The 23,273-nt window shown below is 65.0% G+C and carries 24 protein-coding genes; 13 read left to right on the forward strand and 11 right to left on the reverse strand.

Going from position 1 to position 23,273, the window contains the following annotated elements; genetic code table 11:
- Nucleotides 1–284 precede the first annotated feature (284 nt).
- The gene (locus ACG83_RS00005) at nt 285–1,421 is read right to left on the reverse strand and encodes an IS701 family transposase (protein ID WP_054565296.1); all 1,137 of its coding nucleotides are present in this window, start codon (nt 1,419–1,421) and stop codon (nt 285–287) included.
- Between the two features lie 264 nt (nt 1,422–1,685).
- Between ACG83_RS00005 and ACG83_RS00010 the strand changes: the two genes are divergently transcribed.
- On the forward strand, nt 1,686–2,918 hold the full coding sequence (locus ACG83_RS00010) for an IS110 family transposase (protein ID WP_054564112.1): 1,233 nt from the start codon (nt 1,686–1,688) through the stop codon (nt 2,916–2,918).
- 323 nt (nt 2,919–3,241) lie between these two features.
- Here the strand turns inward: ACG83_RS00010 and ACG83_RS00015 are convergent, their stop codons facing one another.
- From ACG83_RS00015 to ACG83_RS00035, 6 genes are all read right to left on the reverse strand, one after another.
- Nucleotides 3,242–5,440 (reverse strand): type IV secretory system conjugative DNA transfer family protein, encoded by a 2,199-nt coding sequence (locus ACG83_RS00015; protein WP_054564113.1) that lies wholly within the window; start codon nt 5,438–5,440, stop codon nt 3,242–3,244.
- Between the two features lie 499 nt (nt 5,441–5,939).
- Entirely contained in the window at nt 5,940–6,116 is a 177-nt protein-coding gene (locus ACG83_RS45180) for a DUF4175 domain-containing protein (protein WP_161934710.1), read from the reverse strand.
- Nucleotides 6,117–6,425: 309 nt separating this feature from the next.
- A complete protein-coding gene (locus ACG83_RS00020; protein WP_152991201.1) occupies nt 6,426–7,070 on the reverse strand; it encodes a hypothetical protein in 645 nt (214 codons plus the stop codon).
- A gap of 114 nt (nt 7,071–7,184) precedes the next feature.
- On the reverse strand, nt 7,185–7,391 hold the full coding sequence (locus ACG83_RS00025) for a hypothetical protein (RefSeq protein ID WP_161934711.1): 207 nt from the start codon (nt 7,389–7,391) through the stop codon (nt 7,185–7,187).
- Nucleotides 7,372–7,623 (reverse strand): hypothetical protein, encoded by a 252-nt coding sequence (locus ACG83_RS00030; protein WP_054564116.1) that lies wholly within the window; start codon nt 7,621–7,623, stop codon nt 7,372–7,374. Before ACG83_RS00030 ends, ACG83_RS00025 begins: the two co-directional genes overlap by 20 nt.
- Nucleotides 7,620–7,931 carry a hypothetical protein gene (locus ACG83_RS00035; RefSeq protein WP_054564117.1) on the reverse strand — a complete coding sequence of 104 codons (312 nt, stop codon included), beginning with the start codon at nt 7,929–7,931 and terminating at the stop codon, nt 7,620–7,622. Before ACG83_RS00035 ends, ACG83_RS00030 begins: the two co-directional genes overlap by 4 nt.
- 182 nt (nt 7,932–8,113) lie before the next feature.
- Here ACG83_RS00035 and ACG83_RS00040 point away from each other — a divergent pair, with 182 nt between their 5' ends.
- Both ACG83_RS00040 and ACG83_RS41795 read left to right on the forward strand, forming a co-directional pair.
- The gene (locus ACG83_RS00040) at nt 8,114–9,136 is read left to right on the forward strand and encodes a hypothetical protein (RefSeq protein ID WP_152991203.1); all 1,023 of its coding nucleotides are present in this window, start codon (nt 8,114–8,116) and stop codon (nt 9,134–9,136) included.
- A gap of 54 nt (nt 9,137–9,190) precedes the next feature.
- Nucleotides 9,191–10,072, forward strand: coding sequence for a 1-aminocyclopropane-1-carboxylate deaminase/D-cysteine desulfhydrase (locus ACG83_RS41795; protein WP_083472932.1), 882 nt, complete (start codon nt 9,191–9,193; stop codon nt 10,070–10,072).
- Nucleotides 10,073–10,102: 30 nt separating this feature from the next.
- Here ACG83_RS41795 and ACG83_RS43685 read toward each other — a convergent pair whose 3' ends face one another.
- Nucleotides 10,103–11,134: a helix-turn-helix domain-containing protein gene (locus ACG83_RS43685; protein ID WP_152991204.1), complete on the reverse strand. Its 1,032-nt coding sequence runs from the start codon at nt 11,132–11,134 to the stop codon at nt 10,103–10,105.
- A 768-nt stretch (nt 11,135–11,902) separates the two neighbouring features.
- On the opposite strand from ACG83_RS43685, the gene ACG83_RS43690 reads away from it, so the two are divergent.
- Nucleotides 11,903–12,211 (forward strand): hypothetical protein, encoded by a 309-nt coding sequence (locus tag ACG83_RS43690; RefSeq protein ID WP_152991205.1) that lies wholly within the window; start codon nt 11,903–11,905, stop codon nt 12,209–12,211.
- Between the two features lie 24 nt (nt 12,212–12,235).
- On the opposite strand, the gene ACG83_RS00050 is transcribed toward ACG83_RS43690, so the two are convergent.
- Together ACG83_RS00050 and ACG83_RS00055 are read right to left on the reverse strand one after the other, a co-directional pair.
- Complete coding sequence (locus ACG83_RS00050; protein WP_235497467.1) at nt 12,236–12,634, reverse strand: recombinase family protein; 399 nt, start codon at nt 12,632–12,634, stop codon at nt 12,236–12,238.
- Entirely contained in the window at nt 12,631–12,990 is a 360-nt protein-coding gene (locus tag ACG83_RS00055) for a hypothetical protein (protein WP_152991206.1), read from the reverse strand. The genes ACG83_RS00050 and ACG83_RS00055 overlap by 4 nt, the downstream gene beginning before the upstream one ends.
- Before the next feature lie 273 nt (nt 12,991–13,263).
- On the opposite strand from ACG83_RS00055, the gene ACG83_RS00060 reads away from it, so the two are divergent.
- From ACG83_RS00060 to ACG83_RS43700, 8 genes are all read left to right on the forward strand, one after another.
- Nucleotides 13,264–14,676 (forward strand): helix-turn-helix transcriptional regulator, encoded by a 1,413-nt coding sequence (locus ACG83_RS00060; RefSeq protein WP_152991207.1) that lies wholly within the window; start codon nt 13,264–13,266, stop codon nt 14,674–14,676.
- Nucleotides 14,673–15,203 (forward strand): NUDIX hydrolase, encoded by a 531-nt coding sequence (locus ACG83_RS00065; protein WP_054564123.1) that lies wholly within the window; start codon nt 14,673–14,675, stop codon nt 15,201–15,203. Before ACG83_RS00060 ends, ACG83_RS00065 begins: the two co-directional genes overlap by 4 nt.
- A gap of 40 nt (nt 15,204–15,243) precedes the next feature.
- Entirely contained in the window at nt 15,244–15,996 is a 753-nt protein-coding gene (locus ACG83_RS00070; protein ID WP_152991208.1) for a hypothetical protein, read from the forward strand.
- 175 nt (nt 15,997–16,171) lie between these two features.
- Nucleotides 16,172–16,984, forward strand: a complete 813-nt coding sequence (locus ACG83_RS00075; RefSeq protein WP_054564125.1) for a hypothetical protein — start codon at nt 16,172–16,174, stop codon at nt 16,982–16,984.
- The gene (locus ACG83_RS00080) at nt 16,981–18,207 is read left to right on the forward strand and encodes an ImmA/IrrE family metallo-endopeptidase (RefSeq protein WP_054564126.1); all 1,227 of its coding nucleotides are present in this window, start codon (nt 16,981–16,983) and stop codon (nt 18,205–18,207) included. Before ACG83_RS00075 ends, ACG83_RS00080 begins: the two co-directional genes overlap by 4 nt.
- A gap of 248 nt (nt 18,208–18,455) precedes the next feature.
- Nucleotides 18,456–19,109: a hypothetical protein gene (locus tag ACG83_RS43695; RefSeq protein WP_152991209.1), complete on the forward strand. Its 654-nt coding sequence runs from the start codon at nt 18,456–18,458 to the stop codon at nt 19,107–19,109.
- A 475-nt stretch (nt 19,110–19,584) separates the two neighbouring features.
- Complete coding sequence (locus tag ACG83_RS00085) at nt 19,585–20,937, forward strand: hypothetical protein (protein ID WP_054564127.1); 1,353 nt, start codon at nt 19,585–19,587, stop codon at nt 20,935–20,937.
- 66 nt (nt 20,938–21,003) lie between these two features.
- On the forward strand, nt 21,004–21,438 hold the full coding sequence (locus tag ACG83_RS43700; protein WP_152991210.1) for a hypothetical protein: 435 nt from the start codon (nt 21,004–21,006) through the stop codon (nt 21,436–21,438).
- Here the strand turns inward: ACG83_RS43700 and ACG83_RS00090 are convergent.
- Nucleotides 21,427–22,560, reverse strand: coding sequence for a hypothetical protein (locus ACG83_RS00090; protein ID WP_054564128.1), 1,134 nt, complete (start codon nt 22,558–22,560; stop codon nt 21,427–21,429). The genes ACG83_RS43700 and ACG83_RS00090 overlap by 12 nt on opposite strands.
- A 244-nt stretch (nt 22,561–22,804) precedes the next feature.
- Here ACG83_RS00090 and ACG83_RS00095 point away from each other — a divergent pair, with 244 nt between their 5' ends.
- Nucleotides 22,805–23,017: a helix-turn-helix domain-containing protein gene (locus ACG83_RS00095; protein WP_054564129.1), complete on the forward strand. Its 213-nt coding sequence runs from the start codon at nt 22,805–22,807 to the stop codon at nt 23,015–23,017.
- Nucleotides 23,018–23,273: the final 256 nt, after the last annotated feature.

The following is a 23,273-nucleotide window of genomic DNA, read 5'->3' on the forward strand; positions in this document are numbered from 1 at the left end:
GGCGGCCTCCAGCGTCCGACTGCAACCCGGGCTCACAGCACCAAGTACTAACGACGTCGACCGAACGCCCCACCACATTTTCACCCTGTCCCGGGTGGCCCCACCAGGGGCCATGACGGACTGCAACGGCACTTGGCTGTGTCCTCGTCGTTTGTAGTGGCTGCGTCGGGCCTGGTGCTGACGGCGGCGACGCCAGGCCGACCACGCCCAGACATGGTCAGCGGGGTGGATGCGGTGCAGGAGGGTGACGATCAGCCGGCGGATCTCGGGTAAGGTCAGTCCGATCATGCCCATGCCGGCGGGCAGGGGTCCCCTTTTACCTGGCCGGCGCGGGCCGCGGCCAGAGCTGCGTAGGCGAGCATCGACAAGGTGATGTGGGCGTACCAGGCCCGGTAGTCACGGACCTGGTAGTCGTCGAGGCCGCAGGTCTGCTTCGCCTGCTGGAAGCATTCCTCGATCGGCCAGCGAGCCCCGGCCACGGTCACAAGCTGCGCCAGGGTGGTGCGCCGCGGACCGAAACAGACGTAGAACGCCAGCTCCCCGCTGGTGCGGTGGCGCCGGGCGAGCAGCCAGTGCCCCCAGCCCGGCTCCCACCAGACCCGCAGACGGATCTCGACCCTCGCCCAGTCGTAGTCCCGCAGCCCGTGCGCTCCCGCGCCGGCCGAGATCCGGCACCACGCCCGGGCGGGCAGAGCAGCGATCAGCCGGTCGGCGCGTTCCTGCCCACCCACACTGGTGATCAGGGTGTCGTTGCATTTCGTGGCCAGCACATGGGCGCGTTTCTGTTCCTCCAACCAGACCCGCAGATACTTGACCTGCCCATAGGCCTCGTCCGCGGTCACCCAGCCGAACGGCACCCCGGCCGTGATCGCCCGTTCCAGCATCGCCATCGCCTGACGAGGCTTGGTCGCGAACTCCACCTCGTCGGGCACCCCCGCCGCCCGGCAGCGATCTCGATCCTCGGTCCAGGACTCCGGCAGGTAGAGCTCCCGGTCGATCAGCGCATGGCCCCACCGGGACCGGTAGGCCAGGAACGTCCCGATCTGGCAGTTCTCCCGCCGTCCCGCCGTCCCCGAGTACTGCCGCTGCACCCCCGCCGACCGGGTCCCCTTTTTCAGGAACCCGGTGTCATCGACGATCAGCACCGCGGCCGGGTCCCCAAGCCGGTCCACCACGAAGGCCCGCACATCATCCCGGACCCCATCGACGTCCCAGTCAGCCCGGCGCAGCAGCCGCTGCATCCCGTCCGGCGACCGCTCACCAGCCCGTTCCGCCAGCGTCCACCCGTTCTTCCGATCCAGGCCCGCGACCAGCCCAGACACATACTCACGGACCCGCCGCCGCGGCTCAGCCCGACCGAACCGCCCCCCGGCCCGTGCGCACAGCCCGTCCAGCTCAGCCGCCCACGCCTCCACCACCACAACCCAGATCATCCACCACAGACATCACAACTGCCGTTGCAGTCCGTCATGGCCCCTGGTGGGGCCACCCGGGACAGGGTGAAAATGTGGTGGGGCGTTCGGTCGACGTCGTTAGTACTTGGTGCTGTGAGCCCGGGTTGCAGTCGGACGCTGGAGGCCGCCTTCAGGCACCCGTGACTGTTGCTGCGAGCACGTGACTCAGCTTCTTCTTCGCCTGGTCGGTCTCCCCGGACGTCCCGCCTGACACACGGTGGGAGGTGGCCAGTGGAGACACTCGTCGAGCGGTGCGCCGGTCTCGACATCGGCAAGGCCGACGTGAAGGCCTGCATCCGGATCCCCGGTCCGGGGAAACGCCGCCGGCAGGAAGTCCGCACGTTCGCCACCACCACACCAGCGCTGCTGGAGTTACGGGACTGGCTGGCCGCGCATCAGGTGACCGTGGTCGGGATGGAAGCCACCGGCGACTACTGGAAGCCGGTGTTCTACCTGCTTGAGGACGCCTTCGACTGCCAGCTCCTCAACGCCCGGCACATGCGCAACGTCCCCGGCCGCAAGACCGACGTTGCCGACTCCGCCTGGATCGCCAGGCTGATCGAACACGGCCTGGTCCGGCCCAGCTTCGTTCCGCCCCCACCGATCCGGCGATTACGGGACCTGACGCGCTACCGCACCGTCGTCACCCAGGAACGCACCCGCGAGATCCAGCGTCTGCACCGGGTGTTGGAGGACGCCGGGATCAAGCTGTCGGTGTTCGTCTCCGACATTCTCGGTGTCTCCGGCCGGGCCATGCTGGATGCCCTCATCGCCGGTGAACGCGACCCACATGTCCTGGCGGACCTGGCGCGCACCGGAATGCGCCGGAAGATCGGCGCTCTGCGTGACGCGCTCACCGGCCGGTTCGACGACCACCATGCCTTCCTCTGCACCACCATGCTGGGCCGCATCGACGCCGCGACCGCCACCATCACCGACCTCACCGCCCAGGTCGAGACCGAGATCGCCCCGTTCGCGGCCGCGGTCGACCGCCTCGATGGCATCCCCGGGATCAACGCCCGCATCGCGCAGATCATCATCGCCGAGACCGGCGGTGACATGACCCGGTTCCCCACCGCCGGACATCTGGCGTCCTGGGCGGGGCTGTGTCCCGGGAACAACGAGTCGGCCGGCAAGCACTACTCCGGCCGCACCCGCCGCGGTGACACCTGGCTGCGCGGAGCCCTCGGCGAGGCCGCCTCCTCCGCGTCCCGGTCGAAGACCACCTACCTGTCCGCCCACTACCGGCGGATCGCCACCCGCCGCGGCAGCAAACGCGCCCTCGTCGCGGTCTCCCACACCATGCTCGTGATCGCCTGGCACCTGCTCCACGACCAGACCACCTACCGCGACCTCGGCCCCGACTACTACCAACGCCGCCAGGACCCCGAACGTCAAACCCGCAAGCTCGTCCACCAGCTCCAACAGCTCGGCCACCAGGTCACCCTGACAGCCTCACCCTGAGTCATTTTCGACTCAGTACGGCGCGGGTTCGACGGGCCTGTGTCAGCGCGGATCCGTCAGATACATGGAGCCGGCGAAGCTGATCACCGGTCATCAGCCGCAGCTCATCGAGCGACCCCAGCACCGCCATATCCCGCTCGCTCAGGCGCTCACGCAGGTGCTGGGCCGATAGGCGACGCCCCGTCATCGGGAGGCTCCCGATGACGGAAGCGTCGTTGGCGGCCAGGCCCTGAATCCGCTGCTCAGGCCACCTGTTTCATCGACGCCAGCGGTAGGGCGACCGGCAGGCCAGCGGACGGCTGGATCAAGGACAACGGAGGTCGTCATGACGACCTCCGTGGCCGGAGGCCGATCGGTGCCGAGGGAGGGGAGGCGCCGCGTTCCCAGCGATCAAGCAGGGCAGCATCGACAGCGGCGCCGTCCGCGCCGAAGCGGGCGCGGCTGGCTGCGCGAAGGTCGTCGGGGTTGGTGGTGGCCGGGCGGAGCGGACGGGTCGCCACGCCGAAGGCCGGGGTCAGCGCGCCGCCGAGTACCAGCCGGCCGCTGACCTGGTAGGCGCCGAGGGCCGCCAGGTCCTCGGGGGCGATACCCAGCGCCACGGCCAACGGCTTAAGATCGTCATCGGCCGGTCGGAAGACGAAGCGGGACCGGGCGTTGGCCAAGGTGCTGGCCCGCAGCTCGGCGGGCAATTGCCGCAGATGCTGGTGGGCCACCGTGAGCGAGACGCCCAGTCCGCGCACTTGAGCCAGGAACTCACCGAAGTCAACGGATAGCTTCAGGTAGTCCTGGAACTCGTCGATCACCACCATGACCGGATGACGGGCCTCGGCCGGCAGCGCCGCCCGGCGCTGGATAGCGGACCAGAGTTGGCTGAGCAGCAAGGCGCCCAACAACCCGCTGGCCTCAGGGCCAAGGCGTCCCCGGTTCAGGGACACGAGCACGATGCGCCGCTGGCCGGTGCCGAAGACATCGTCCAGCTCGAAGCGCGGCCGGGGCTGACCGAGCATGCGGCGCACCGCTTGACGACTCAGAAACGATCTTGTTTTGTTCAGGAGTGGGGCCACGACCTGGGCCCGTTCGGCCTCAGACAGGCCGTCATACCAGGAGAAAAATGGCCCCAGCACCAGCGGATCGCTGACTTTGGCGAGCACCTGGCGGCGGAAGCCGGCCTGTCCGAGGAGGGCCGGAAGATCCGCAAAAGTCCCATCCGACAGGCGACACAGCGCGAGCAGGGCATGCAGAGCGATGTCGCCCGTACGGGGACCCCAGCTGGCCGAGTTCAGCTCGTGCAGCAGGTGCACCAGCTGATCGGCCCGCCGTTCGGCTTCCTCCAGCGGCCCAGCCAAGACGTTGAGGCCCACCGGGTGGTCCGATTCAGCGGCGTCGATGATCACGACGTCGTTATGCCGGCTATGCGGCATACGGGCTAATAGATCTTCGATGAGGTCACCCTTCGGCTCAACCAGGAAGATCGCCCGGCCTGCCGCAGCGTCACTGAGCACGAGGTCGGTTAGCAAGGTGGACTTACCGGAACCAGTCGGGCCAACGATGTGCACGTGCCGCAAACTGGTCTCGGCTGGAACGGTCACGAGCCGGCCGCCATCGGCCGGATGCAGGCTGGCGCCGACGATCCGATCGCCGCGACGGATGGCTTCGGGCTCGTCGGCAACCAGCAGCGCCGGTGGTACCGGCCGCCGGTAGCCGCCCATGGTGTGGGCCTCGGCCTGCGGCACCCCCTCGATGGGCCAGGCAACGACCGTCGCCAGCTCCGCTGCGTTCAGCAAGCCCGCCCAGGAGGCCCGCGGGTGGTAGGCCTCCATCGCGGCCCGGGCCGTGCGGCTACTGATCGGGCCACGGTGCAGCCGGGCATGGGCGCTGCTGGCCAGGCTCAGCGCGCCGGACAGCCGGGTGATAATTACCTTGGCTCGATCTTGATTATCGGAGGCGGCCGCGATGCGCCCTCGCACCCCGAAGAGCGGTTCCGTGATCTTCTCTCGCCACCGCTGGTGATGCGTCGCGTCTGGGGTTCCCATGCTGCGCAGGCCGAGCGCCTGGGCGATGTCGAAGACCGGCGGTTCCCCCGGGTGGGTGTACGCCGGCCCGATGACCCACTGGACCACCGCGGCCTCGCCCGGCGATATTCCCTCGAACACCGCCAGCACGCCGGCGCTGACCGACGCGGCCATCTCCGTGCGCAGCATGGCCGACAGGCCTTCCAGCCGGATATCCGCGGCGAGGGTCAGCGCCGGACGAGCCGACGGCGCGACCTTCACCAGGCCGAGGTGGGGCAGGGCGGCCCGAAGCTGCTGGCGGACCGACGCCGAGATCTCGCGCTCAAGGCCAATGAGCCAGCGCACCGCCCCCTCGATCTGCCAGACTTCGAACACCACTACCGGCGTTCGACCGAATGCGCCGGATGTACGCGGCCGAGAGGCCAGCGGACGCATGAGCCCCGTGACGGCGGCGAATCCGACGCCGCGCGGGATGTACAGCTCGTACCAAACAAGGTCGATCGCGCTCATGACTTGACCTCCGGCGCGGGCCCGGTAGCGTCGGGCTCCCCCGGCTGCGGCTCCGGCGCCGTGGCCAGACCCAGCTGGTGCCGGGCCGCGGCAATACAAGCTCGCGCAAGGCGCCGCAGGGCGGGGTGCGTCCGTTCCTCGGCAGTGACGCGCACCGCCCTTGATGATTCTTCTGCCATAGACAAACCTCCTTTGATTACTGGGAGAGGGCGCCTGCCGGCCCGGTTTTTGGGCGCACGAAACCAGCCGCGAGATGCGGATATGGATTCGTGGGGGGCCCTGAACCGGGCCGGCAGGCTGGCACCCGTGCCTTTTCAGCGGCTCGTGCTCGAGCAGGCCAGGTGCCAAGGAGCGCGTACGCTCGTGACTTAGCAGGTCACGCCCATCTAGCGATCACTATGCGTGACTATCCGGGACACGGTCAAGGTAGTCTGCCCCATTTTGTCGATTCCACAACACCGGGCGGCACAGGCCGGCCAGGGGTCGCAGGGCTCGGAATCTACCGGCGTCCCCGCCAGCCCAGCAGCCACGCGCCGGTGCCGAAGAACACCATCAGGCCGGCGAGCATTGGCAAGGCGCCCAGTAGGATCTGCCGCAGCACGATCCAGCCGAAGATCAGGAACAGTGCGCCAGCGCACAGGGCAGCCAGGAAGCCGGCGACCCGCTCCGGCCTCACTGAAAGAACCTCCGGATGATCTGGAACTGTGCCCGCCACGAGGCCAGCAGCCACCGGCGCAGATGCAGCCGGATCCGGGAGTATCGACCCACCCCCCGGTCGGGCCAGAAGATGAAGACAGCCCAGCCAAAAGCCGAGAGCAAGCAGAGGTATCCGTAGAGTTCGGGGTTCATGAAGGTTCCTTTTACGGTTGGTTGAATTAGCCACGGGCCGGCGGACGCCAAGGGGAATGATGAGAGGCGAAGTAAGTACCAAGCGGATCGGCCAGGATGGTGCCGTAGCATCGACAAACCTCGGGCCGACCGCCGCTCATACCCACAGCTCGAATCTCGGCTCTGTATAACGCTCCGGCAACGACATCATCTTTGCCTTGGGTACTCCATGCGCCGGATGCCCATAGAACAGCGCGCACTGCCGTCCCCGGATCTCACTGCCCATCGCTTGCCGGGCCAGTGCCCCGAACATCACCGAGTGCCGCATCCAGGCCGCCTCGGATCCGTGCGTGTCGAAGCCGACCACAGCCACGGCGTGCCCGAAGACGTCGTGCAGTACCTGCAGCCGGTTCAGCTCGCCTTGCGTCAAGAACGGGTGCTCGTCGCCGGTTGCTGCGCTGTCGAAGACCCGTACCTGCCGGGCCTTGCACAGCTCGGCCACCAGGTCCTCGACGTCACCGTAGGCTTCCTCGACCTGGACGATCACGCGGATTCCCAGGCCGCCACGCTCCGGCGGATCGGTGAGCCAGGCGAACTGCGCCTTAATCTCCTGGCGCAGGGCTCGGTAGGCGGGCAACGCTCGCTGGTCGACAACCGGCGCGGCGAGGTAGCACCGGGCGATGCGCTGGCCAACTGTCGGGTCAGCCCGGACCGCACGCCAGTCGATCAGAGGCACCAGCAGCGCCCGCTCGAAGCAGTACTGCACCGAAGCCTCGTGCAACTCTGCCAGGGACAGAGACACCACAGAACCTTTCGTAGAAAGACGAGGGGAAAAGCCGGCGGCGCATCTTCGGCCGGAAGACTCGTAGGGCCTCGCGGTCCGTCCGCTAGGCTGACGGACCGCGAACCGACAGCCCTACTTTCGGCCGTCGAAGAAACGCTCCCACCAGATGCCGACCGCAAGGATCATGAACAGCAGCGGCACAATGGCGGCGATCAGCTGGGATACAACGATCGATCCCAGCCACACGAGCAGCAGCGCCGAGGCCCCGCCCATCAGGAACTTCGCCAGGTCGCGGGGGTCCAACGAGCCCACCATCGGCTCACTGCCTGCCTTCGTCACGGCGCTCATCGCGCGCGGCGTCATGCATGGCCCGTGTCCCTCGCCAGAACGCTGTGCCGATGCGCCGCGAGGCGCGTAGGGCGTCGATCTGGGCCTGGGTCCGCTGCTCCGTGCGCGTCCGCTCACCATGTTCGCCGGGTGGGTCCTCCCGACGGTCCGCGGTGAACATCCACACCCCGATAGCCAGGGTGAAGCCGACGAGGAGCAGAAGGAAGATCAGGTCGTCGTTCATCGCTCGCACCGCCGTCCCAGAGAGGCGACCTCGGCCATCGCGACCGCGGTGAAGGCATCAACGATGGCCCGCGCCCGCTCGGTCGCCGCCGGCGCCGCGGCCACGAGACCGGCTTCCGCCTTGCTCAGCGCCTCCACGCAGCTGAGCGCGGTGCGGGCGACGTAGCCGGCCGCATCGATCCGCGAAGCCACCGTCATGCCAACAGACAGCTCCCGGTCCATGGCCCGGTTGAGGTCGCGGGTCGGGGCATAGTGGGAGAGCGAAAAGCGGGTGGGGGCCGAGGAGCGGTCGAGGAGGTAATCGGACATGATGCGCCTTCCGTCCTTGCTGCCATCGGGATCAGCCGCTCAGGAGGCGTATGCGTCGACCCCCTGAGGTTCGGGCAGGGACACCATCTGCCCGGCGACTGGACATTCGCAGGCATATTTAGTGGGCGTGATCTGGACACGACAGGCCGTCACTCTCGGTGACCGATGCTCAAGGAGCTCTGGTGGTGGATAGCGCTCCATCTGGCGCCCCGATGGACCAAACCCCCGCCTTGGGCGTAGGCCGGCTCTTCGAGCCGGCCTACGCTCGCGAGGTGGTGCCGGAGGTCTGGACCGTTCCAGATGCGTCCGATATCAGGGTCGAGGTGCGTCGTGTGCTCCGGCCCGGCCTTCCAGCCACTATCCAGACTGCCGGTCGCCTCCAGTACCTTTCGGGCGTGCTGGCCAGGAGTCCTCGCCTTGATGAGGCTGCGCTGCGCGTCGTAGCTCTCAACCGTGTGTTCGAAGCGGTCATAACGAAGCTGGAGGCCGAACCTGCGTTGGCTTCGGGCGCACCAGCGCTCTTCGGGCTGGCACCCGGCACCACGGGCACCACACTGACCGTTCGGCGCGAGCGAGCGGCCGTCGCGCTTGGGTACGACCCCGAATATCTCCGCAAGCATCTGGAGAGCCGGATCGTCGCTGCTGTGGCCGAGGGCCTGCGGACTGACACTCTGCGCTACCATTCGCGCACGCTCTTCGGTGGTTATGACATAGACCGGCACGAGCGTCCGGCAACCGACGGGTCGCCCTCAGTCGAGCCGGAAGACCTTGTCCACCGAGAGGAACTCTCTGCCCGGATCTGGAGCGCGGTCTACTTGCTCCGCGCCGAGTTCATCGCGGTTGGCTTGGCCAAGGTGAACAAAGACGGTTCTCGCGACTTCGACGCCGCCACCGACAACGCGCTGTACGCCATGGCCCTACAGCTCCACCTACTTGATCAGTATGTGTCGACGTATGGCGAACGGATCATGAGAAGTGGGCTCGAACATCACGTTGACTACTTGGTGCGTATCGCCGGCTGGCATCCGCCATTTAGCGCAGCAGAAGCCGCACACCTTCGAATGATCATAATGCGCGCGGGAGCCGGCGGACTGGCCGGATTTCAGGCCGCGATCGAAGCTACCGATCACGGTCGGAGTCTATTGACTCAGTGGAGGAAGTGGATGACGAACGGTTGGAAGGATGCACATGGCGACCCGAAATAGCCCTCCGGTTCAGTTCCGTATAACCGCCATGGGCGAAAGACACAGAGGGCATCTGTGAATAAATCAGAAAATCTTAAGCTACTACTACCTTCGCCACTCGAAGAGCTACACGATGATCGAGCAAGCCATGCAGAACTGCGAATTTTCCTAAAAAGGGACGATCTGATAAACCCGGAAATTCCCGGAAATAAATGGCGTAAGCTAAAGTACAATATTGCAGTTGCGCGCGCAGAAGGGCACACGAAGCTGTTGACCTTCGGTGGCGCCTACTCGAACCACCTTCGCGCGGTGGCCGCGGCCGGGTATTATTTCGATTTTCAGACCATCGGTATCGTTCGCGGAGAGGAGCATCTACCTCTAAATCCGACCCTGTCGTACGCGCAAGATCACGGCATGGAGTTGCACTATTTGGACCGTACATCTTATCGCTCTAAGGGGTCAGTCGAGGCGCTAAGGAAGCTTCGCGGTAGGTTCGGCGATTTTTACCTCATCCCGGAAGGGGGGAGCAATGAACTCGGTATTCGTGGCTGTGCCGAACTCCCTGCTGAGATCACTCAGCCATTCGACGTAATATGTTGTTCCTGTGGCACAGGCGGCACGCTCGCTGGTGTTGCGGCAGGACTAAGCGCCGGGCGGCAGGCTCTCGGCTTCCCGGTTCTGAAGGGGGGAGAGTTTCTAACCGGCGAGATAAATCGCTTGCAACGCGAGGCCTTCGGATACGATTCCGGCAACTGGACGCTTGAGTGCGGGTTTCATTTTGGCGGGTTCGCAAAATCTAATTCGCACCTCGCCGATTTTATCGAGGATTTTCGCAGACGCCATACCATTGTCCTCGAATGGGTCTATGAAGCAAAGATGATGTACGGCCTCTTCGAGCTTATCCGGCGTGAAACTTTCTCTCCCGGAACGGCAATTGTCGCCATTCTCAATGAGTAGGTATCCGTGAAAAGCGATGACCCTCCGAGGTTATGCCTTATAAAAATATTCGCGCTGGGTTCGCTTGGAGATTGATCCATCAACCCATGTAAGATCCCAGTCGCCCGTGTTAATCTCAAAGCTTTTGCCGAAACCGATCCATTTTCCAGTCATGCTTCGACACAACGGGTCCAAGAGAAGCTGAATTGCACCATAGTACGTCGCCCCCTTGTAGTAGCCGGTGGGGGAGGTTCGTTCGGTCCAGCTTCCGGTAAGCACCGAACCAGCCAGTGATAGGTTGAATCCTATGCGGGAGTCCTGCGAATGGGGGAGACTTTGCCCCGTCACTTGACCCCCCTGCTGGCGAAACACAACGTAGTGCTCGTCCGAGAATTGACCATCTCTGGTTGAACTCTGATAGACATAGCCGCTGCGCCATATTCCAGTTAGACTTGATGTCGAGGAGACTACACTCTTTGCCCTCGGGCCGATCTCAGAGCCATCGTCGAAAACCGGCGACGCGGCGGCCATCGAGAGACCGGCGCTCAGCTTCAAGAGTAGCGATCGACGATCTGTGTCGCCATCAGACTCTACATCCAGCGCCCACTTACTCAGCACCTCAGAAAGTTGATCGACATCGATGACTTTGAGTCTCTCGATCATCCAACTCAGGCTGAGTCTAGATTCCGTTGAATCGCCGATCGCAGCTTCGTTCTCGGATCGATCCGACGTGCAGTTACTGTCGACATTCCGGAAGTCAGAGCTATCTGCAACGAGATCCGCGATGGCGCACTCGTAGAGTTCGGCCAGTTTGGAGAGGGTATCAAGCGACGGTGAATGCCCAGTTGCTCCAGGCCACTGTTCCCAGTACGAAATATTTTTCAGTGTCTTCTGGTCGGCCGGCCATTTCCCGTTCCACCGGTCAGCAACTTCCCGCTGGCTCCACCCGTGCGCGAGACGAAGCGCGACCCTCATGTTGACGCTGTATCGCAACCGCATAACTTCGGCAATCTCGACCCAGGTCCTGCCCTGTATGCGTAGCACGCCAGCCAAGTTGATCTGCTCCTGCTTCTGGCTACGCACCCTCGACGACAACTGAAACGCTCCTCATAGTGCAGTTTGCTCTTTTCGTACCAATTTGATCGCCCGCACACTCCAGCATGCGACGCGGACGGCCTCGATCATTATAGCCTCAAGGTAGACAATAGAACATCAATGGTGCATAAAAATTAATACGCAAGACTCGTGGAAAGCGGGTAAATCGCTTAATAATCTTGAGAAATGGCACAAGGCGCCAAATCGTTAATTTTTGGCGAAATCGGACAGGGTAACGCTGCGAGGCGCAGTTGACAGATTTTCCAGGTGCGACAGGGAAGATCTGCAGTGAAAGATCCCTGCTGCGGAGGGTGGGCAGGGAGTCATCTTTCGGTAAGGATGGGTCCAGCGGTCAGGTAGACCGCGAGGGTGGACACACCGACAGAAGATGAAAGGACGGAGACGCGATGGGCTGGAACTCCTCCGGAGGTAACACCAACCAGGGCGGAAGCTCGCTCTGGTCCGGGCTGGTCCACGGCACCAATGAGCAGGGGGAGGACGTTACGGCCTCCTTTGGTCGCGAGGGCACCTCGAAGGAGGGGCAAACGCTTCTCACGGATGGCCACGTGAGCCAGAACGACTTCTACGGCTCGCGGGATGCGCGGGGCCATGACCACTACGACGGTCGGGGTGGCGGAACCGACCGCGGCTACTACACTGGACAGGGTTCCTAGAATTTCCTGAGACGCCAAAGACCTGAGCCATGTCTATAAACTGGCTCTTTTCGAATTGAGGTCAATGGCGTAAAATATATTCATGAGCTTTGAGAGTTTTCCAAAAGATTTTTCCGCGAGCGATGAACTTGCCGTCGTTCTGTTTAATTTGATTAGCGCATCATCTAGTCTCGATCGCAAAAAACTCCAAGAGTACGGCGACATTACTCGCGCTTTTTTCTCGAAGGATGACCCGTTTGAAGGCTCCTCCCTCGACGGGTATGCGATGGAACTTTATCTCTGGATCGGCCTCAAATTGGATGCTCCGGAGCTCGCGGATTCGTACGAACGAAGCATCCAAGAAACCTGGCCAAGACTTTTTCCCTCAAAAAGAGATACGTCCGTGGCGTGACGCCGTAGAATTTCCGTGAACCATTCAATCCTCAGTCATGCGCGGACCTCTATTCTTCTCCTCCACGACAACCACCCGTCCCCCCGCCTGCTCAATCCCCACCGTCACCGCCTCCCGCACCCTGGCCGCCGGCGACAAGTGTGTGGTGATGGGCACCACCACCACACACCCTGTCTCCTCCCGCGCCACCGCATCGAGCAGCACCACCAGCCCCGGCCGCACCGTTTGCCCTGGCCACACGTTCCGATCCACATAGATCTCCCGCAGCCCCAAGCCCTCCCTCTCGGCGAAGGCTGTCACCGCATCGTGCAGCTCTGAGATCACGTCTTCGTCCTCGTGCTGCACGCAGATGTAGCCATAGGCCACCGGCCTGGCTCCGGCCCCCACCGCCTCGGGTGTCACCGCCATTTCCGGCCGAGTCACCGTCCAGCTCCATTCGTGCCGCCCCCACAGCGCCGGGGCCGGGGAATCCGCCGAGGTAGCGCTGCCGACGACCGCTCAGCCCCAGGTCTCGGGCCGTCCCCGCATTCCACCCGCTCAGCCACCTGGCCCACCCGCTCGGCCAGCCACCGCAGCTCCGCAGCGATGGTCTCGACCTTCTCCCCGAAGGCCGCCCGCTCCAGCGGTACCAAAGGCAGCGACGCAGCATCGGCGACGAAGTCGCGCGCCACGGCTTCCATCTGTCCCAGTGCCGCCCGTGCCCTGAGTTCCATCAGGCGCAGCGCGACATTCTCCGCGCACTCCGGCTCGGGTTCCGGTTGGCGATCCATTCCGCTCATGGCGTTTTCGCCCTCCCTCGGCCCGGCGCTCCAACCAGCCGGGAACATGGCAGCGCCCGAGGCCGGGGAGCGGTCGGTGTGGACGACGGGCTCCGACCCAGCCCCGGGCGCCTGGGACAACCCTCACCGAAGCGCCGATCCGCGACCATGCCGCCGCGCGTATGCCGGGCATACGCCGGATGCGTGGTCAGGGCATGCGTTTCCGTCACCGCCCGGTACACTCCCGAGGCCACGGCATTCCCCACCGAAACCCGCACGCGGACGGGGGCGATCATGGGCGGTACATCAAGACGCCGGTACTGCGCGTGCGGCACCCGCCTGGCCGGTGATCACCGCGAATCCCACTGCGCCGCCTGCCTGCGGCGCGAACGGGACCGCGACGGCATACCGCCGGATGTGCCGCTGTCTTTCTGGCAGACCGACCAGCTTCGCGATGCTTTTGCCGCTCAGCACATCGGCCTCGTCGCCGTGGCCTACCGCACCCATCGCTACCACCGCCGGCCCATTAGCCAAGAGCGGCTCGGGGCATGGTTCGGCCTGACTCAGGCACAGATCAGCCGCATCGAGTCCGGTCCACCCATCAGGGACCTTGACCGGCTGGTTCGCTGGGCCGCCATCCTCAAGCTGCCGCCCGAGCTGCTGTGGTTCGACCTGCCCGGCCAGCCGAGAGCGGCGGCCCCTGCCGCCGACCGCCTCGACATCGAAGCCACCGCGTCGGCGAACCGGTGGGTGTCGAGCGGGGAGGAAGAAGAAGAGGAAAGAGGAAGGCCTGCCAGCCGGCAACCGGACGCTGAATCCATCCGCGCCGCGACCATCGCCTTTCGCGCTGCCGACCGGCAGCTCGGAAGCGGCCGCCTCTACCCCGTGGTGACCCGATTCCTCCACACCGACGTGCTTTCCCAGCTGGCCGGCTCCGTCCAGCCCGACCCCGCGGCCTTCAGCGCGGCGGCATCCCTCACCGACATGGCCGGGTGGCTGGCCTACGACGACGACCGCCCTGACCAGGCCCGTCGTCATTTTGCCCAGGCCTTCGGCCTAGCGAGTGCCGCGGACGACCCGGCCCTCAGCGCCCAAGTGTTGGTCAGCCAAAGCCATCTCGCCCTGGAGCATGGCCGCACCGCCGAAGCTGTCCGTCTGGCCGAGGCCGGCTTGGTACTCGTGCCGCCGGGTCCGGCTTGCGCCCCCTTGCGGGCGCGGCTTCACGCCATGAGCGCCCGCGGCCTGGCCCTGCTTCGCGACGAGCCGGCCTGCCTGCGCGCTCTCCACCACGCCGGAGTCGAACTCGCGGCCACGGCGCCAGCGCCGTCCACCTGGCTCAGCCCGTTCGACGAAGCGGCTCTGGCTGCCGAAGCCGCCATCGCCCGGCGCGACCTGGGCCACCTCGAAGCGGGCCTGCGTGAGGTGGCGATCGTGCTCCGGCTGCGAGGCATGGACCGCGTGCGAAGCCGATCATTCTCCCAGCTCACCCAGGCCAGCATGCACCTCCGCCAGGGAGATCTCGACGCCGCCGCCACGATGGGCACGACGGTGCTCGAACACATGCCACACCTGGCATCCCAACGGGTCACCCGGCACCTGCGATCCCTCGGCCACACCCTGCATCCCCACGCCGGCGTGCCCGCCGTCGCGGCCTTCCACGATCAGCTGGCGGCAACCCTGCCGGCGCAGCGGCCGGCAACCCCATGAGTATCGAAGAGGAGTGGCGGGCGGCCTACGGCGGCGACCCCTCCCCTGAGGACATGGCCTACCTCGCCGAAGGCAACGCCCGTCAAGCCCGCAAGCGTGTCTCTGCCGATGCCCTCATCCGCGACCAGAGCGGTCGGATCCTGCTCGTCGATCCGGTGTACAAGCCCGACTGGGACCTGCCCGGCGGCATGGCCGAAGCCAACGAAGCCCCCCGCGATGCTCTTCGGCGTGAACTCCGGGAAGAGCTCGGCCTCGAGGTACCCATCGGGGAGCTGCTCTGCGTCGAGTGGGTGCCGCTCCATGGCCCCTGGGACGATCTGCTGGCTTTCGTCTTCGACGGTGGAGTCCTAGACGCCGAGCAAGTAGCGACCCTGCGGATCCGGGACCCGGAGCTGCGAGCGGTGCGCTTCTGCACCGTCGAGGAGGCCGAAGGGCTGTTGCGGCCGTATATGGGGCGGCGGGTGCGGACGGCGCTCGGGGCGGCGATCGACGGCCACGCCGTCTACTTCCAAAATGGAGGGCGGTAGGCTCCTCACATGGCTAGAATGGCCGAACGGGGGCTGCAGCGTGGACAAGGAACCGACGAAAATCGCAATAGGGCCAGCACTGGATGTGGCCACTGCCCTTTCGATTACCGTAGCCACGCGGAGCTACTTTTCGACACACTATCTGCACGCCGCCCGGCAGTTCAGCGATCAGGCGGGCAGGGCTGAGCAAGCTGTCACCGAGTCTCAGAAATCGCGAAGGTTCGATCCTGCGCACCGAGGATATGTGATCGGTTCGATCACCGCTTCGTGCATGTTCCTCGAGGCGATGATCAATGAGATATTCCTTGATATCGTCGACGGGCACGACAAGCATGAAGATGCCTATGTGGCTCCGCTCGCCGACGACGCCAAGCGCGTGCTCGCCTGGATGTGGAACGACGGAAATCTGGATCAGCTCCCGACGCTGCAGAAGCTCGATGCCGCGCTCGTTGCCAACGGGCAGGAACCGTTCGAGCGAGGCCGCCAGCCTTACCAGGATGTCGCGCTTGTCGTCGAGATCCGGAATGCTCTGATCCATTACAAGCCGCAGACGCTAGGCGGGGATCAAGTACACCGGCTGACGAAGAAGCTGCGCGGGAAGAGTCTTCCCTTGAACCCCCTTACCTCGTCTGGGAACCCGTACTTTCCTGATCAGGTACTGGGGCACGGCTGCACCGACTGGGCCTGGCGCAGCTGCAAGGCCCTGGCCGACGAGTTCAGCGCCTGCCTCGGCATCAGGCCGAACTATCAGCGGGTCGACTTCGCGACGCCACCCGAGGACCCGGCTGGGTAGCGGCATCAACCGACACTCGATGCTGCGGCTACCCCTGAGTCCCACCGCGGCGCTGGCCATCGAGCCCGGCCAGCACTCACGGGCAACCATCCGGATGGTGTGGTCCCACGCACCCGACACGACTGCTGGTTCATCCCACAACATCAACTACTGATCATCGTGTACGCTGCGCACCGTGAGCGAGCAGCAGGATGTCATCGAGGAGCTCGAAGCCGCCGGAGTCCTCAACGGGCTGCGCTGGGCATACCGGTCAGCGGTCGCGCGGTCCCTGAACGACTACTCCGAAGGCGCCGGCCATAACGCGGCTTGGCTAGGCACCACCCGGTTCACTCTCTTCCAGAACCGGTTGGACCGCGTCTTCACCTGCGAGCGGTACTCGATCAGCACCTCCAGCGAGGCCGACCCGAACGCCGCACTCGACCAGTTGTTCGAAGAACTCACCAAGCAGGACATCCGGACCATGCCTCGGCTCGATCCGGGCCTGGTACACCGTGCCGACCTCAACACCAGCCCCGGCTGGGCCCACACAGGCCGGCGATTCCTGCTCGCCGCATGCAAGCCAGGCAAGATCGACCGGTTGCCATGGCCGCAGCGCAGCCCGACGAAGCAGTCCGTTGCCCGCCAGCGCAACCCAGAGCCCGCGCCCACGCTCTTCGACGGTTTTGACGACGAGGAGGAGATCGACGGCCTTGTAGCCTTGAACACCGCCGAAGAGCTCGATCTTCCGACGTTCGTGGTCGCGCACACCCTTGATCCGCTGACCGGAGTTCCGGAGCTGGTCTACGGCCGCCCCCGGCTGAACGCCGGGGGCGGGAAGGGGTGGCACTGGTACGAACACCTTCTGGGCGTTCCGCCCATCGAAGGCGGGTACCGCACCGACGTCGATGCCCCGCTTCCCTCCGGGCCAAGCCCCGTGGCGGATGCCGCTGTCTACTTGCGTCAGCCGGTCGAAGAGCGACGTGGTGACCGCGCCAGCGGCGAACAGTGAGTGCGCGTCCGCCGGCAGCCGACCGGGTGGCCGAGGCCACTGCGTTCTTCGATGGCGCTCGCCTCACCCTGGCCCGCCAGCTCGCAGGCCTCCGCAAAAGTGATCTTGCCGCCGCGGTCGGGAAGAGCCCGACCGCGGTGGCGGCCTGGGAGTCCGGGGCCAAGCGGCCCGCAGCCGCCACGGTCGCGCAGCTGGCACTAAGCCTCTCGGTCGAGCCGGGCTTCTTTTCAGTCCGGCCCGACGACGTCGCCGCGCTCAGCACCACCCCGCACTTCCGGTCACTCCGCTCAACCACCCAGCTCGCCCGCGACCAGGCCTTCGCCTTCGGGCAGGTGGCCGTGGACGTCGCGACCAGCCTGGAAAAACATGTCGTGTTTCCAGAACCCGCGATTCCGAGCCTCTCGGTGGCGGTCGACGATCGTGACGGTGACGGCCCCGAACGCGCCGCTCAGCTGGTCCGGGAGCAATGGGGCATGGCTGCCGGGCCCGCCGGACACCTCGTCCGACTTCTGGAGAACCACGGTGTGCTCGTGGTCTTCAGTCCTCTCGACGCCTCATCCGTGGATGCATACTCCTTCGACAGCCGCCTGCGCCCGGTGGTGGTCCTGAACCCGATCAAACGCGACTACTACCGGCAGCGCTTCGACGTGGCCCACGAGCTGGGGCACCTCGTCATGCACAGCGATGCCGAGCCGGGCGGCCGGATCGTCGAGGATCAGGCACATCGCTTCGCGGCCGAACTACTGATGCCCGCCGAGCAGATCCACGACCTGCTCCCGGCCGCCATGGGCGGGAGCGTCTGGAAAACTCTGTTCCGCCTCAAAGAGCAGTGGGGGGTCAGTATCCAGGCCCTGCTGTACCGGGCCCGCTGGCTCGGCCGGCTCAACGACGTGTCCTACCGCAACGCTATGACGACCATCTCGACACGCGGATGGCGCCGCGATGAGCCGGGCCTGGTCAGCGCCGTTGAGCAGCCGTCGCTGCTGCCCCGGGCCGTCGAAATCCTGGAACAGGCCGGCATCGATGAGGTCCAGCTCATTGAACAGTGCCGTGTGCCGACTGATCTGTTCCACATCGTCACCGCGCGTATGCCGGACCGGGTGCCCACCGAGACGCTTCATCGCCCGGCGGAGCCCGGCCTTGGTGGAGCCCACAGCCATGTGACGTCACTCCTCGAACGCCGTCACAACGCGGAGGCGGAGCACTCTGAAACAGGCGATTGACCGGCCTCAGGTCGGATCAGTGGGTGGCTGTACCACCCCGGCGATAACGGCTGAGTAAAGCCTGGCAGAATCGTGCGGTTAGCGGTGCCGCCTGATCGCGGGCGGCACCGCTGCCAGAGCTTCCAGTTCTTTGCTTGCGCGGATGCGCCGCTCCTTCGAGCATTCCGCCTGGAAGGCCTTCGAGCTCTGGCGCGGCAAAGAACATGCGTGGTACGGCCGTGGTGCCGACCACCACTGAACGGGGGGCCATGACCATCTACATTCTGATCTCAGCTTCGGACGGCGATCAGGTGCCGGGAATCGAGATCTCAGCGCCGGACTGTCCCATCGACCCGCACGCCCTCGGCGCCGCTGTTCTGGACTGGATGTGCGATCAGGGGTGGGACCCGGCTACACCTGACATGCTGATTTACGTGGCGGACGCGAGTGCAAATGTCCCGACCGGCCGCTCATCGCTCGTGGTTCATCGCGCACCTTCCGGAGAGATCACCGTCGTAGAGCCTGACCGCCCCGTCCCAAGCGGGCCTTCGCGTTGGTGGCAGGGCACGTCACCCGTCATCAGAATCTGCGCAGCCATAAGCGCCGCCTGCATCGTGCTACTCATTGCACTGGTGATAGGAGCGATCACTCGCGAGGCATCCGGCCGGAATGATGAGCCAGACTCATCAGCAGAATCGGAGGACTGTGACTCGAATCCCGATGATATCGGTCGATGCTTCTCTTCTGAGCTGCTCGAGGTCGGGCAACAGATCGCGACCTCGTGGGGTGTCGGCAGCTCAAGTATGTGTGAGCGCGTCGTCGATATGGCCTGGCGCCCCGGACGAGCCACCACGGAAGACGAGCGAGCCGATGTGATCACCGGCTGCGAATGGCAGGCTGACGGGTTCCTTCAGCCGCGCTGAACTATTCGGATGGCTTCATTCGAACGGTGGACCTCGACTGCCTCACGCCTGCGCATCGTACCGGTCCCGCGAAGACACCCGCCCGCGGTACGTGCCTGGCTCCACCACCGGCTATTCCTTCGACGGCCCCAGCATCACCGGCCAGCTAGTGCTGGCCGGTGATGCTGCCGAAGTCGAAGTCCGCTGACACCGCCCAGCCCTCCTGGGCACCGGCTCCTGTTCCCGCGCCTCGAGTCGCGCGCCTGCCAGTTAGTGGTCAACCTTGCTGGCGACGGCCGCCCAATCTGTTCTGCTGGTGGCCGGCTCGACCGCCGGCGCACGGTCGCACGGGAGCACCTGTCAAGCAAATCCGGTTGACCGGATTCGTCATCCCGTGCAAGCTGGTCGGCTCTCATCTGGATCAGCGAAGGGCAGCAGGCGCTGGTCCGGGGCGGGCATCGATCGATGAGCCGCGCCACCCGCCGAAGGGGACCCCGTGAACAACAAACCCACGTGGCAAGCCAACCCGAGTCTCCTTGCCCTCAGCACCTCAAGCGCCGACGAAACGCTCTACGCCGGCCCCGCCTTGGACCAGGAGACTGGCCTGCAGTGCGAGCTTCGGGTCATCGCCACCTGGTCGCCGCGACAGGGCCTTCGCTGGACGGCCACATTTCCCGAAGCCCTGCCCCCGCAGTGGCTGTGGGGCGAGCTGAAGGATCGCTCTTTCCGGCTACTGTCCGGTGATGGCTACAAGGACTTCGTGCTCGATCGGGCACATATGTCGTCCCAGCCCGATGATTCGACGATGGCCGGATGGCTGGACAGCGGCCGGATGGTGGGAGCCGTCGCCGAGGCGGTGGCGGCGGTCAAGCTCCGGTGGGTCAACCTTCCGGATGTCGGGTTCGGCGAACCGCTAACGATCATGGGCAATGCCGGGCCACGCTTCTGGCGAGGTCGTCAGCGGTGGACTGTCGGTGATTGGGAAATGACGGTCGACGCCCGACCCGATCTTCGGGAAGTCCGGAGGGGGTTGGCTGACAGCTACGGCTACGCCATCACCCAGCTCGCAACCCTGCGGCGCGCCGATGGCGCCACATTCCTGGCAACCGACGTCCAGCCGGTGATTAGCGCGTACCAACTGGCAGTGTCATTCGCCCTCGGTCGCGATGCAGCACCGAGCCTGGCAGCCGCCGAGGATGAGAACGGGCTGATCATCTGGCGCGAGTGGGCCGTCCGCAGTGCCGACCCGGTAGTCGGCGTGACCCCGTGGTGGCACTTCGCCGGCTCGCCCATGGATACCGTTACCCGGCTGGTTGGCGCTAGAATACTTGACGAGCAGGTAGGCAAGACAGCTGCACTCTTGATCAAATCCTACATTGCGTCGACACACGTTGGCTACCTCGAACAGCGAATCACCGCGGCCTTCTCGGTCGTCGAACGCCTCGGCATGCAGCGCAACATGCACGAAGCCGGCATCAGCAAGCGACGGTATGAAGAGCTGTATCCGGACGCTGCAGCACGCTTCCGGGCCATCCTCGAAAAATCCGATATCCCTCACGACATCGCGGACCACCTGCCGAAACTGAAGGAGTTCGGCGTGACCGTCGCGCGCAAGCCCCATGACGCCCCGGCAGCGTTGACGGCGATCCGCAACCGACTGGTGCATCCACAGGGCGTGTGGGATGTCTATGACCGCCCAGGCCTCCTGGCTGAAGCATGGAAGCAGCTCGTCCACTGCGTAGAGCTTATGCTCCTGCACTGGGTGGGCTACAACGGCAAGGTGCAGGACACCTCGCAGCTTCGCGGGTGGTCAGGCGAGGTGCATCCGGTGCCGTGGGCTCCCAAGTAGCACGCCGCCATCACCGACCTCGATCTTGACAGATCGACACCATTGCGTCACAGTAAAGAAATATAAATGCCATTCTCACAAAAACCATTCCCGGAACTTGATCTGGAAGCGGCGGCCATCTACGCATTCCGCCTTTTTAGGATTGTCGGCGCAGATTTCTTCACTCGCAAAGACGCAGCAAGGCTCCTCGATATCGATCATCGGGACCGAAAGTTTGTCGTCAAAATATTTCCCTCGCTCCTTAGTTTCGGACTGCTGCATGTCGAGCGTCGAGGCACGAAATTTCGCTACCGCGTATCCGAAACGGGGTGTTTGATGGCTCTACGGGCACTTGAGGTGCATCCGGACCTCTCCGACGAGCCGATGGCTCCGGCCGGGCAGGAGTATCTGGAACGGCGGTTGCCCGAGATCGCAGCGGAGTTGGAGCTGGCTGATACCACCGACGGCGACACGGACGCCCGGCCGCCGACGTCAGAGCCTCCAGAGCCCTCAGGGTTGTAGGGGTTTCGCCGCCGGCTCCCACACAAACACCACCCCGCCCCGTGGCAGCACCCACCCCTCAAAGTCCGCCCGGATCGCTCGCGCCGGTACCGCCTCCGCCGTCCGGCTGATCCGCGCCCGATTGCTGCTCGGGAAGAACTCGAGCAGCCGGACGTCGGCAATCCCCACGCCGCCGTACTCCAGCTCGACGCTCAGCCCCCGCGTTGGCTGCTCAACGTCAAGCTTGATCAATCTCCCGTCCCGTCGCACCACGGCCCGGTATGTATACGACACCAGCATCGGCTGCCCGGCGGCGATGACCTCGTCGCCCATGGCGGCGGTGTAGGTCTGGCTGCCACGCTTCATGCTCCGTCGGATCGGTCGGGCCCGGCCGTCGACGGTGAACTGCACCAGCTCGAAGGCTTCCCTGGCGGCACCGTCCAGGTCACCCACCGGCCGGAAGTACCAGGCCGACGTAGCCCCGGCCTCGGCACTCAGCTCCCGGTACTCATCCCGATCCGACGTGCAGACGAAGCGCCGCACCGGACTGACCGGAACCGTCGTGTACTCCCAGCGCACCGTGGCCGCCAGGAGCCCGACTCCAGCAGCGTCCGCTGCTGAGGAACTCCCCTTGGGAGTTCCTTCGTCCGCTACCGGCGAGAGCGACACCTCGACCCGGGCGTCATGCCAGCGTTCAGCCGACGCCACTGCCTGATCACGGATGTCGTCGTACAGCTCTTGCGCGAACGTAGCGTCACCGAGGCGGAGCGCCAGGCTGTTGCGGATGATCTGATCCAGCATCACCGGTGTGGCCACCCGGCTGAGGTCTTCGGCGTCGAAGGCGAAGCCGCGGATCACGGCGTCCCGCAGGGCGGGCGCCTCCTCGGTGATGACCCGCCGGAGCTGGGCCGACTGCAGCTGTGCGGCCTGGCGCCGCTGCCAGTAGTCGATGCCGATGCCCAGCAAGCCGAAGGAGAAGAGCAGGCCGCCGACTTCCCCGAGCGGGAAGAGGGCTATCCAGGCGAGCCGCGGCAGGCCATCCAGGTTGTGGGCCAGCACTAACAACCCCAAGCCCGCGAACGCCGTCACCACACCGATGAACGCGGTCTGGAGACGGTCGAACTGGTCATGCAGGTCTGCCATAAACTGGTTTAATTATATCACTATTAAATGTGTGTTCGAGAAACTCGGCACATGACGAAACCCCCGGGCAGCCTGAAGGTGAACCGGCCCCGAGGGTTTCGTGGTCGAGGCTGCAGGCCTCGACCCCAACTCAGTTACCCTCGCCGCCCATGCCGCCACCTCCCCATGGATGCCCGATCACAGTCGATGCTACTCATAAGTCTGTAGACCTACAAGTAGCAGGATCGGCACCGTCAGTGCTGACATGGAAGGCGACCTGCAGCGGACCCTCGGCCGCAACCTGCGCCGCTACCGCAAGCAGCAGGGGCTCAGCCAAGAAGCCTTCGCCGACCTCGTCGGCGTCCACCGCACCTACATGGGCGGCATCGAACGCGGCGAGCGCAACCTCACCCTCAAGTCGGTCGAGGCGATTGCCGCAGTGATCAAGATTGATCCGCTGGAGCTATTGCGCGAGTAGCTGCTTTCCAGCAAAGAATCTCATTCTCATACCGAGCAATGACGATGCGCTTTGATGTGGCGACCACCACAGAAACACAGTGGACACACCTTTGGTGCCGAGGGTAACGTGATCAGCCAAGCGACCATCAAGTGCCACCTACGCTCGTGCAATAAAGCTACACTGAACCACTCTCAGCGGGTGTGGTCCAGCTCGGTCCTCTGCATTTCCGATATCCGCGCTCACTCTCTGCACGCCTAGCGCGCAGCTTTTCGCT

Source organism: Frankia sp. R43, from assembly GCF_001306465.1.
GTDB classification, from domain to species: Bacteria; Actinomycetota; Actinomycetes; order Frankiales; family Frankiaceae; genus Parafrankia; species Parafrankia irregularis.